General features: G+C 73.0%; 10 protein-coding genes. 5 read left to right on the top strand and 5 right to left on the bottom strand.

Going from position 1 to position 10,534, the window contains the following annotated elements:
• From ETD85_RS55175 to ETD85_RS55165, 3 genes are all read right to left on the bottom strand, one after another.
• A partial coding sequence (locus ETD85_RS55175; RefSeq protein WP_138697855.1) for a DNA glycosylase AlkZ-like family protein occupies positions 1-532 on the bottom strand: 532 nt, incomplete at its 3' end.
• 16 nt (positions 533-548) lie between these two features.
• Positions 549-1,985: a WS/DGAT/MGAT family O-acyltransferase gene (locus ETD85_RS55170; RefSeq protein ID WP_138697854.1), complete on the bottom strand. Its 1,437-nt coding sequence runs from the start codon at positions 1,983-1,985 to the stop codon at positions 549-551.
• Positions 1,986-2,010: 25 nt separating this feature from the next.
• Positions 2,011-3,060, bottom strand: a complete 1,050-nt coding sequence (locus ETD85_RS55165) for a winged helix DNA-binding domain-containing protein (protein ID WP_138697853.1) — start codon at positions 3,058-3,060, stop codon at positions 2,011-2,013.
• Between the two features lie 9 nt (positions 3,061-3,069).
• Between ETD85_RS55165 and ETD85_RS55160 the strand changes: the two genes are divergently transcribed.
• From ETD85_RS55160 to ETD85_RS55150, 3 genes are read left to right on the top strand one after another with little or no spacing between them, the layout of a single operon-like run.
• Positions 3,070-4,257 carry a cysteine desulfurase-like protein gene (locus ETD85_RS55160; RefSeq protein WP_138697852.1) on the top strand — a complete coding sequence of 396 codons (1,188 nt, stop codon included), beginning with the start codon at positions 3,070-3,072 and terminating at the stop codon, positions 4,255-4,257.
• Positions 4,258-4,304: 47 nt separating this feature from the next.
• Entirely contained in the window at positions 4,305-4,949 is a 645-nt protein-coding gene (locus tag ETD85_RS55155; RefSeq protein ID WP_138697851.1) for a GntR family transcriptional regulator, read from the top strand.
• Positions 4,946-5,419 (top strand): OsmC family protein, encoded by a 474-nt coding sequence (locus tag ETD85_RS55150; RefSeq protein ID WP_138697850.1) that lies wholly within the window; start codon positions 4,946-4,948, stop codon positions 5,417-5,419. The genes ETD85_RS55155 and ETD85_RS55150 overlap by 4 nt, the downstream gene beginning before the upstream one ends.
• 42 nt (positions 5,420-5,461) lie before the next feature.
• On the opposite strand, the gene ETD85_RS65240 is transcribed toward ETD85_RS55150, so the two are convergent.
• Positions 5,462-5,770 (bottom strand): hypothetical protein, encoded by a 309-nt coding sequence (locus ETD85_RS65240; RefSeq protein WP_206059492.1) that lies wholly within the window; start codon positions 5,768-5,770, stop codon positions 5,462-5,464.
• 86 nt (positions 5,771-5,856) lie between these two features.
• Positions 5,857-7,860: a HelD family protein gene (locus ETD85_RS55140; protein WP_138697849.1), complete on the bottom strand. Its 2,004-nt coding sequence runs from the start codon at positions 7,858-7,860 to the stop codon at positions 5,857-5,859.
• 66 nt (positions 7,861-7,926) lie between these two features.
• Between ETD85_RS55140 and ETD85_RS55135 the strand changes: the two genes are divergently transcribed.
• Together ETD85_RS55135 and ETD85_RS55130 are read left to right on the top strand one after the other, a co-directional pair.
• Positions 7,927-8,550: a TetR family transcriptional regulator gene (locus ETD85_RS55135; RefSeq protein WP_138697848.1), complete on the top strand. Its 624-nt coding sequence runs from the start codon at positions 7,927-7,929 to the stop codon at positions 8,548-8,550.
• 308 nt (positions 8,551-8,858) lie between these two features.
• Positions 8,859-10,481, top strand: a complete 1,623-nt coding sequence (locus ETD85_RS55130; RefSeq protein WP_379507863.1) for a SulP family inorganic anion transporter — start codon at positions 8,859-8,861, stop codon at positions 10,479-10,481.
• The last annotated feature ends 53 nt before the right edge of the window (positions 10,482-10,534 follow it).

Genomic DNA, 10,534 nt, shown 5'->3' with positions numbered 1-10,534 from the left:
GTGTCGCCCCGCCCCTCCCCCAGATCCCGTTGGGCGGCGTGTGCACCACCGGCACCAGCGCCTGCGCCGAGAAGCCCAGCGCCACCGGGTCCACCTCCGGCCACCGCTCCAGCAGCAGGTCACGCAGTTGCGGGCGGGTCAGCGTACGCCCGGCCAGATGCGCGCGCACCAGCCCGGCGAACTCCGCCAGATCCACCTCCCGCATCAGCCGCCCGAACGCCGCCTGCCTCGACCGGGACAGGACCACCTGCACCAGCGGCCGGAGCCACACGTAGTCGCCGGCCAGCGTCAGATGCTGGGTGCCGCGCAGCAGCGACCCCCGTACGACCTGCCTGCCGTACAGGAGCGCGGCCAGGTCGTCCTGGGTGAAGGCGGCCAGGCGCGACCACAGCCCGATGTACGGCGCGTCGATCTCCTGCCCCTGCACCGCGACCAGCCGCTCGATGGCCTGCGCGGGCGACATCGTGGAGCGGCCCAGCAGGAGCTGGCGGTCGAGCGTGGTGCGGTTGAGCACGCGGCGATTCAGGATCATGCGCCCAGCGTAGAAACTAATGCGGCAAGGATGCTTCCGCGTTCCGCAGCTCGTCGAGGGCTTCGCGGAGGAGGACGGTCAGCTCCCAGGCGTCCGGCACCATCTCTCGGTCCGTGACGACCCCGATGTCGAGCGAGCCGTCGTAGGAGAAGGCGGTCATGTTGATCCCGCCGCTCACATCGGTGATCACCGACACCGGGTAGTGGGTCAGCAGCCGGGCCCCGCACACGTACAGGGGGAACTGGGGCCCCGGCACGTTCGAGATGGTCACGTTGATCGGCGGCGCGGTCTGGCCGACGAGGCCGAAGGCCGAGCGCGAGGCCAGCCCCATGAGCGCGGCGGGCATCGACTCGCTGAACTCGCGCAGCCACCGCGCCGGCGCCAGCGAGAACCTGTCCTTGATCCGCTGCATCGCGTGGCGCACCTGGTGCAGCCGGGCGACGGGATCGTCGATGTGCACGGCCAGCGGCGCCGTCATGATCGCCACCTGGTTGCCGGTCCCCTCCACCCCGGCCGCCCGCAGCGAGAACGGCACGCCCGCCACCAGCGGCTGGCGCGGGATGCCGCCGTGCGCGGCCAGCCACCCGCGCAGCGCGCCGGCGCACACGGTCATGACCACGTCGTTGACCGTGACCCCGAACGCCTTGCGCACCTGCTTGATCTCCTCCAGCGGCAGCGACACGAACGCGAAGCGCCGGTGCTCCGACACGGGCCCGCTGAACGGCGTCCTGGGCGCGGGCAGGGCGGGCAGCTCGGGAGCCTGCCCGGTGCCGGCCAGCCGCCGGGCGAGCCCGGAGACGATCCTGCTGCCCGGGATCCAGGACACGACGGGGATCTCGTCCAGGTGCGGGATGGCCCTGGCCGCGAACCGTACGGCGTAGGCGGGGTTGCCGGCGAGCCTGGCCAGCCCGCGCGCCACCATCTCGCCGGCCCCGGGAGGCGGCGAATCCCGCTCGGGGCCGAGGACGGGCTCAGGGGGCGGTGCGGGCTCGGGGCTGGTGTCGAGCAGCGCGGCCAGGACGTCGGCGCCCCCGATCCCGTCCACGGCCGCATGATGGATCTTGGTGTAGAGGCCCATCCGCCCACCGGTCAGTCCGTGGATCAGGTAGATCTCCCACAGCGGCCGCCGGCGGTCGAGCCGCCGGGCGTGCAGCCGCGAGATCTGGTCGGCGAGCTGCCGGTCGTCGCCGGGCGGCGGCAACCCGATCTCGCGTACGTGGTAGTCGAGGTCGAGGTCGTCCTCCTGCATCCAGTACGGATGGTCCAGCCCGAACGGCACGGGTGCCAGCTTGCGCCGCAGCGCGGGCACGTACGGGAGCCGCCGTTCGAGCAGCGCCTGCAGATCGGCGCGGTTGAGGTCGCCGTCGAGGATGGCGAGACCGGCGATGTTGGCGATGTTCGTGGCGGTCTCGAAATGGAGGAATTGCGCGTCCAGAGCGGTCAACTGGGGCATAGGTGACACCTCCGCCCCGAACCAATCAGACTCCGTCCACCACTTCAAGTGAGGCGGCGACGTCCGGCTCCGCGAAAGCCAGCAGCCGGAGCCCTTCCTCCTCGACGACGTCCAGCGAGGTCGAGGCGAACGGGCTGATCAGCAGCGTGGCCCGCTTGGCCGTGCGCTTGATCTGCCACGTCCCGGCGGCGAACCCGTCAATCAGGTAAACCGCCTTCACGCGCAGGTTCTTGGTGGCGACCCGCCCCTTGTACTCCTCGGCCAGCACGCGCGTACGGTCGGCGTGGCCGAGCACCAGCGTGTCGAAGTCCGGCAGGAACCGGACGGGCGCGGGCACGTCACCGCCCGGCCGGGGAGCGTCCGGCAGGTCGAAGAGCTCGCGCCCGGCGAAGTCGGTGACCCGTTCCAGGTCCATGGCCTTCATGACCGGCCGCAGGCCGGTCAGCCCCGACCAGGTCTGCACGTCGGCCGGGGTGGCCGGGCCGAACGCCGCGAGATAGCGCTCGATCAGCGGCTCCACGGCGGGCGCGGGGTCGAGGCCGATGCCGGGCAGCCCGAACGACGGCTCGCGCGGGAAGCTCCACCGGTCCTCGGTCGGGACCATGACCAGCGGGGTGAGCATGCGCACGGCGTACCCGAGCGCCCGGTCGTAGGCCCCGGGGAACTCCGTCAGCAGCAGTGGCCGCAGCTCGTTGAACGTCATCGGGCCCGCCGCCAGCAGCCGGTCGGCGGCGGCCACGACCGCGTCGAAGTCGACCCCATCGAAGCGGCGCGCGGCGGCGGCCAGCACCGGCCGCAGCAGCGGCCGGAACGCGGCGAAGTCGTCCGCCGTCACCAGGTGCAGCGTGGCCCGCCACATGGTGGCCCTGACCAGGGTCCGCGCGTGCAGCGCCGCGTGCAGGTCGTCGCGCTCGAGCCCCTCCAGCCGGGTCCACACCCCCACGTACGGCGGTCGCGGCTCCTGCGCCTGCAGCCCCACCAGGCGCCGCACGACGTCCGCCGCGTCCCCTTCATGTCGGGTGAGCAGGTGCTGACGGGCCAAAGTGGCCCGGTTGAGGTCTCGGAGGCTGAGCATCTACATATCATGCCTTGCCCGACATTCCCCCTCGCATCAGTACGCGCCTCGTACCCCGCCCTGGCCGACGGCCACGCCTACCTCGACGGCGCGGCAGGCACGCAGACCCCCCAATCGGTGATCGACGCCATCTCCGCCGCCTACCGGACCGGGATCGGCAACGTGGGCGGCGCCTTCCCCGCCAGCCACCGCTCCGACGCCATCGTGGCCGGCTGCCGCGCCGCCGTGGCCGACCTGGTCGGAGGCCACCCGGACGGCGTGATCCTCGGCCCGAACATGACCACGCTGACCTACCGGCTGGCCAGGGCCATCGCGGGCCCCGGCGACGAGGTGGTCCTGTCCAGGCTCGACCACGACGCGAACGTCCGCCCCTGGACCCAGATCGGCGCCACCGTCCGCTGGGCCGAGGTGGACCCGGTCACCGGGGAACTGCCGGTCGAGCAGTACGCGGACCTGATCGGCGCGCGCACCCGGCTGGTGGCGGTGACGGCGGCGAGCAACATCCTCGGCACCCGCCCCGACGTGCCCGCGATCGCCGAGCTGGCGCACCGGGCCGGCGCGCTGATGTACGTGGACGGCGTGCACGCCACCCCGCACGGCCCGGTGGACATGCGCGCGCTGGGCGCCGACTTCTACGCCACCAGCGCCTACAAGTGGTCGGGCCCGCACATCGGCGCCGTCGTGGCCGATCCGGGCCTGCTGGAGACGCTCGGCCCGGACAAGCTGGCCTCCTCCCCCGACACGGTGCCCGAGCGGTTCGAGACGGGGACGGCGGCCTTCGCCGACCTGGCCGGGGTGACGGCGGCGGTGGACCATCTGGCTGCCATGGTCCCCGGCGAGGGCACCCGCCGCGAGCGCCTGCTGGCCTCGATGAGCGCGGCGGAGGAGCACGAGCTGGAGCTGTTCGGGGCGCTGATCGAGGGCCTGGAGACGCTGCCGCACGTCACGGTGTACGGCAAGCCGGCCAGGCGGACCGCAACCGCCTACTTCAACGTGTCCGGCCGGACCCCGCGGGAGGTGGCCGAGCACCTCGCCGGGCTCGGCGTGAACGTCTGGAACGGCCACAACTACGCCTGGGAGCTGACCGGCGCCCTCGGCATCCGCGACTCGGGCGGCGCGGTGCGCGCGGGCCTGGTCCACTACAACGACCGCTCCGACGTGGACCGGCTGCTCGACGGGGTGGCGCGCCTGAGGTGAGATGGCATGCTTTGCATACATTGCATGCAAACGAATAGGGTGGCGGCATGCAGACCGACGTGGCGTGCAGCCGGTTGCGGGAGCTCATCCTCGACGGCACCTACCCGCCCGGGGCGCGGCTCACCGAGATGGAGGCCGCGACGACCCTGGAGATGAGCCGCACCCCCGTTCGCGAGGCACTGCGGGCGCTGGCCGCCGACGGGCTCGTCCGGCCGTCGGGCCGCGGCGTGGTCGTCGTGGCGCTGGAGCGGGACGCCCTGGACGAGGCGTACCAGGTGCGGGCGGCGCTGGAGGCGCTCACGGCCGAGCTGGCCGCCGCCCGCCAGCGGGCCGGCCGCATCGCGCCCGCCGACCTCGTCTCGCTCCGCGACCTCGCCACCGAGACGGCCGCCGTGACCGCCGAGGGGCGCATGGCCGAGGCCGTCCGGCTCAACCGCCGCTTCCACCGGCTGATCGCGGAGCTGGCGGGCAACTCGATGGCGCTGCACACGCTGGAGCGGATCTGGGACCAGATCCAGGTCTCCACGCTGCGCTCGCTCGCGCCGCCGTCGCGGCCGGCGCACGTCTCGGGCCAGCACGAGTCGCTGCTCGCCGCGATCACCGACGGCCGCCCGGAGGAGGCCGCCGCCATTTCCCGCGCCCACGTGCTCGACACCCGAGCCACCACGCACAGCAAGGAAGGACCCGCATGACCCGCCAGCACACCTACGCCACGGTCGTCACCTGGACCGGCAACCAGGGCACCGGCACCAGCGGCTATCGAGCCTACGGCCGCGAGCACGAGCTGACCGCCGACGGCCCGCCGCCGATCCAGGGCAGCTCGGACCCCGGCTTCCGCGGCGACCCCGCGCGCTGGAACCCGGAGCAACTCCTGCTCGGCGCACTGTCGCAGTGTCACATGCTGTCGTATCTGCACAAGTGCGCCGTGTCGGGCGTCGTGGTCACCGAGTACACCGACCGCGCCGCCGGCACGATGGCCGAGACCGCGGACGGCGGCCACTTCACCGAGGCGGTGCTGCGCCCCGAGGTCACCGTGGCCGCGCCGGAGATGACCGAGATCGCGCTCAAGCTGCACGAGGAGGCGCACGCCGCCTGCTTCATCGCCTCCTCGGTCAACTTCCCGGTGCGTCACGAGCCGGTCGTCCGCGTGGCCGGCGACTGACCGCGCCGGCTCAGGGGAGGCGGTGGCCGGGCGATCAGGCCGTCATGCGGGGACCAGGAGGATGCTGAGGACCGTACCGATGATCATCCCCGTGCCGGCCGCGACGGCGGTCCACTTGCCGAGCGGCTCGCCCCGGGTGTGGCCGACGATGCCGAGCACGATGCCCGCCAGGCCGAACAGGACCGGGACGAACAGCACGGCCACCGCGGCGCAGACGAACCCGATGATCGACAGGACCTGGTCACCGGCCCGCCGCTCGTGCGGCGGCTGGGTGTAGGGCGGCGGCTGCGACCCCTGGCCTTCCGGGGCGGGCGGGCCGTCGCCTTGCGGCGGGTCCTGCGGTGCGGTCACGGGCGGGCTCCTCTCGAGACGGGAACCACATCACACACCCCGGATGTGGTCCTGTCGAGCGCACCGAACCACGACATCTGCCCATTTCAGGTGGCTTCTGGCGGGTGCGAAAACTCCGGCGGCAGGGGTTCGGCGTGCACCACGTCGAGCCGGGAGACGGCTCGGGTGAGGGCGACGTACAGGCGGTTCAGGCCGCGCCGCTCGGCCCGCGCGATGGCGGCCGGCTCGGCCACGATCACGTGGTCGTACTCCAGGCCCTTGGCCAGCGAGGCGGGCAGCACGCTCAGCCGGCGGCCCGCGTCCCCGCTGACGTCCCCGCTGACGTCCACGCCGTCGTTCCAGAGCGCGGAAGTCAGCGCCTCCACGTGCGCGTCGGCGGCGATCACGCCGATCGAGCCCTCGAACGTGAACGCCTCGCGCACCGCCGCGACCACCCCCTTGTCCAGCTCGGCCACCCCGGTCACGCGCAGCCTGCCGTCCGTCCGGTACGAGCGCGTCGCCGGAACCTCGACCCTGAGCGCCGCCAGCAGGGTGTTGGCCAGCTCGACCACGACGGCGGGCACGCGGAAGCCGGTCGTCAGCGCGATGACCTGGCCGTCCGGCTTGCCGAGCAGCTCCATGCGGGCCGGCCACGACGTCGCGGCCCAGGGGGTGGTGCCCTGCGCCAGGTCGCCGAGCACGGTGAGCGAGCCGTGCTCGCTGCGCCTGGCCACCGCCCGGCACTCCATGGGCGACAGGTCCTGCGCCTCGTCCACGATGACGTGGCCGTAGCCGCCGGGGCGCTCGATCAGGCCGGCGATCTCGTCGAGCAGGACCAGGTCGGCGGCGCTCCACCTGGCGCTCTTGACGCTGCGCGGCGGCCGGGCCCAGGTGAGCGCCGCCCGTTCGGCCGCGTTCAGCACCTGGTCGGCCGGGCCCGGCCGTCCCATGAGGAGCTCGTACAGGACCTCCTCCGGTTTGACGGCGGGCCACACGGCGTCCAGGGCCGGGGTGACGGCGCGGCCGATCCTGCGGGTCCACGCCGCGTTCGCCGTGTGCCCCCTGGCCTCGGCCTGGCGCTGGATCGCGGCCACCACGCGGGCCCGGACCCGTTCCCGTCCCACGCCGTACGGGAGTGACTCGCGCCGCGTGTCGTCCACGATGCGCCGCAGCTCGCCCTCGCCGACGCGCCACCGGGCGGAGCCGTCGGCCACCGCGACGGGCTCGGCCGGCTTCCCGATCCGCCCGTACAGGGTCCTGCGCAGGGCCTCGGCCATGCGCAGGTCGTGCTTGAGCATCGCGGCCTCGACGCTGTCGGACCCGGTGACGGGGACCGTGGCCAGCAGCCGCTCCAGCGTCGTCTGCTCGACGTTCACCTCGCCGAGCGCGGGCAGGACGGCGGAGATGTAGCCGAGGAAGGCCCGGTTCGGCCCGAGGACCAGGACGCCGGAGCGTTCGAGCCGCTTGCGGTGGGCGTACAGCAGGTACGCGGCCCGGTGCAGGCCGACGGCGGTCTTGCCGGTGCCGGGCGCGCCCTGCACGCAGATCGAGGTGTCCAGCTCGGCGCGCACGAGGTCGTCCTGCTCGGGCTGGATCGTGGCGACGATGTCGCGCATGGGGCCCACGCGGGGGCGTTCGATCTCGGCCGCCAGGATCTTGCTCTCGCCCTGCTCGCCCCGCCCGAGCCGCTCGTCCTCGAACCCGGTCAGCGTGCTGCCCGACCAGCCGAACCGGCGGCGCACCTCGACGCCCTGGGGATCGCGCGCGCTGGCCCGGTAGAACGCGCGCGAGACGGGCGCGCGCCAGTCGATCACCACGGGCGGGCCGCCGTGCTCGCCGGTGATGTGCCGCCTGCCGATGTGGTACGCGCGGCCGGGGTGCTCGGCCGAGCCCTGGCCGAAGTCGAGCCGGCCGAAGAACGGCGGCCCTTCCGGCTCCTCGCTCAGCTCCTTGGCCAGGCTCTTGAGGTGGCGCCCCAGCCGTTCGGCGCTGTAGCGGTCGCCGGCCACCGTCTCACCGACGATCACGTTGTTCCTCGCGCCGTCGAGCATCCTGCGCAGACCGGCCGTGCAGCGTTCGACGTACCGGCGCTCGTCGTCGAGCGTTTCCATCACACCTCCCAAAGCGTTAACTCGGTTAAGATATTAACCAGGTTAACACTTTGATAGGGTGTGGTCATGACGGGACTACGACAGCTCCAGCGGCAGCGCGTGCACGAGGCGATCTCGACGGCGGCCATCTCGCTCTTCCTGGAGCGCGGTTTCGACGAGGTGCCCGTCACGGAGATCGCGGCGGCGGCAGGGGTGTCGAAGCCGACCCTGTTCAAGTACTTCCCGACCAAGGAAGACCTGGTGGTGCACCGGTTCGCCGACCATCAGGGCGAGGCGGCCCGCGTGGTGCGGGCGCGGGCGGCGGGCGAGTCGCCGCTGGAGGCGCTGCGCCGCCATTTCCTCGACGGGCTGGCCAGGCACGATCCCGTCACCGGGCTCAACGCCCATCCCGAGGTGGTGGCCTTTCACCGGATGGTGTTCGGCACGCCGAGCCTGGCGGCGCGGGTCTCCCAGTACATCTCGCTCGACGAGGAGTCGCTCGCCGGGGCGCTCGCGGAGACGACCGACGACCTGACCGCGAGCCTGCTGGCCGGGCAGGTGCTGGCCACGCAACGGGTGCTGGCCCGGCGGAACTGGGCGCTACTGGCAGAGGGCCGGCCGCCGGCGGAGGTGGAACGGGAGGCGGTGCGGGCGGCCGAACATGCCTTCTCCATGCTGTCCTGCCCCGATTCGCCCCGGCCGTCCGATTGATTTCACCTCGCCGCTCGAACTCGCACCCCCCTTTCACACCCCGTCGCCCGCGCGAGAACGCCGCTGTTATACCAGGTGAGAGCGGGTTTTCCTTGATATCCTGATCACCTCTTCACCAATTGCAAAGTTATGCAATTTAGGACAATGCGGGGTTGGCTTTACCCAGAGGGAGTGATGGTGCGCGGGCCTTTCACGTACACATGCGGTTACTCATACGAATCGAAAGGTTGCGGGCTGTGACCGGCCTGCTGTGGTCAGGATGGGGGCGCGTACGCTCCCTGCTGCCCGAACGCGCCGCCCTCGCCGCGATGCGCCACCGCCCCCGCCAGGACCTCATCGCCGGGCTCACCGTGGCGGTCGTCGCGCTCCCGCTCGCGCTCGGGTTCGGCATCTCCTCAGGGCTCGGCGCCGCGTCGGGCCTGGCCACGGCCGTGGTCGCCGGGGCGATCGCGGCCGTGTTCGGCGGGTCCGCCGTGCAGGTGTCGGGCACCAGCGGCGCGATGACCGTCGTGCTCATGCCGATCATGAGCACCCACGGCGCCACCGGCGTGCTCACCGTGGGCCTGCTGGCGGGCCTGCTGCTGATCGGGCTGGCCCTGGCCCGCGCGGGCCGCTACATGGCCCTGGTCCCCGCCCCGGTGGTGGCGGGCTTCACCGTCGGCATCGCGTGCGTGATCGGCCTGCAACAGCTCCCCCACGCCCTCGGCGTGGACGCCAGGTCGAGCGACAAGGTCGCCGTCATGGCCTGGCACGCCCTCCTGGACTTCCTGGCCAGGCCCCACTGGTGGGCCATGACGGTCACCCTGGTCGTGGCCGCGCTGCTGCTGGTGGGCGCGAGCGTGCGGCCGTCCCTGCCGTTCTCGCTGGTCGCCGTCGCTCTCGCCACCGTCGTCGCCGAGCTGGCCGGGCTGCCGCTGGCCCGGATCGGCGACCTGCCCGCCGGGCTGCCCGCGCCGTCGCTGGACTTCCTGGATCCGGCCGCGGTGCCGTCGCTGCTCGCCCCGGCGGTCGCGGTGGCCGCGCTGGCCGCGCTGGAATCGCTGCTGTCCGCCTCCGTGTCCGACGGCATGACCGAGGGCAAGCGGCACGACCCCGACAGGGAGCTGTTCGGCCAGGGCCTGGCCAACCTCGTCACCCCGCTGTTCGGCGGCATGCCCGGCACGGGCGCCATCGTGCGCACCGCGATCAACGTCCGCTCGGGCGCGCAGTCCCGCCTGGCGGCCCTGTCCCACGCCGGGATCCTGGCCCTGATCGTGTACACCGCCGCCGGGCTCGTCTCGCGGATCCCGCTCGCGGCGCTGGCCGGGGTGCTGCTGGCCACCTCGGTGCGGATGGTGGAGCGGGACGCGGTCCGGGCCATGTTCCGGTCCACCAGGGGCGACGGCGTGGTCCTCGTGCTGACCGCCGTCGCCACCCTGATGCTCGACACGGTGCTGGCCGTCATCCTCGGCCTGGTGGTGGCGGGGGCGATGGCCCTGCGGGCGATGGCGCGCAACGTGAGCCTCGACGCCGAGCCGCTCCGCCACGACCTGCAGCCCCATCACAGCGAGGACGAGCACGCCCTGCTCGCCGAGCACATCGTCACCTACCGGCTGGCCGGGCCGCTGTTCTTCGCCGCGGCCCACCGCTTCCTGCGGGAGCTGTCGGAGGTGAGCGACATGTCGGTGGTCGTGGTGCGCATGTCCCGCGTCACCACCATCGACGCCAGCGGTGCGCTGGCGCTCGGCGACGCCATCGGACGCCTCGAACGCCGGGGCGTCATGGTGTACGTCTCCGGCATCCCCGACGGCCATCACCGGCCGCTGGAGGCGCTCGGGGTCATCGCCCGGCTCGACCGGGCCGGGCAGGTGTTCGCCACCACCACCGAGGCCATCGCGGCGGCCCGCGAGCGCCTCCACAGCACCGGCATCGTGCCCCGCCTGGCCGGCTGACACGGCCGGCCCGGAGCGGGAGCGGCCGGGGCCGGGCGGCTCAGGCGAGGGGG

This window comes from Nonomuraea zeae (assembly GCF_005889725.1).
Lineage (GTDB): Bacteria > Actinomycetota > Actinomycetes > Streptosporangiales > Streptosporangiaceae > Nonomuraea > Nonomuraea zeae.
Note: the sequence above shows the minus strand (reverse complement) of the source record. Positions and strands in the feature narration are given on the sequence as shown.

Excerpts from the sequence above, each read along its gene's own strand:
- ETD85_RS55140 (WP_138697849.1), bottom strand. The coding sequence starts at position 7,860 with ATGGAAACGCTCGACGACGAGCGCCGGTACGTCGAACGCTGCACGGCC.
- ETD85_RS55130 (WP_379507863.1), top strand. The coding sequence starts at position 8,859 with ATGCGCCACCGCCCCCGCCAGGACCTCATCGCCGGGCTCACCGTGGCG.
- ETD85_RS55150 (WP_138697850.1), top strand. The coding sequence starts at position 4,946 with ATGACCCGCCAGCACACCTACGCCACGGTCGTCACCTGGACCGGCAAC.
- ETD85_RS55135 (WP_138697848.1), top strand. The coding sequence starts at position 7,927 with ATGACGGGACTACGACAGCTCCAGCGGCAGCGCGTGCACGAGGCGATC.
- ETD85_RS55155 (WP_138697851.1), top strand. The coding sequence starts at position 4,305 with ATGCAGACCGACGTGGCGTGCAGCCGGTTGCGGGAGCTCATCCTCGAC.
- ETD85_RS55170 (WP_138697854.1), bottom strand. The coding sequence starts at position 1,985 with ATGCCCCAGTTGACCGCTCTGGACGCGCAATTCCTCCATTTCGAGACC.
- ETD85_RS55160 (WP_138697852.1), top strand. The coding sequence starts at position 3,070 with ATGCCTTGCCCGACATTCCCCCTCGCATCAGTACGCGCCTCGTACCCC.
- ETD85_RS55165 (WP_138697853.1), bottom strand. The coding sequence starts at position 3,060 with ATGCTCAGCCTCCGAGACCTCAACCGGGCCACTTTGGCCCGTCAGCAC.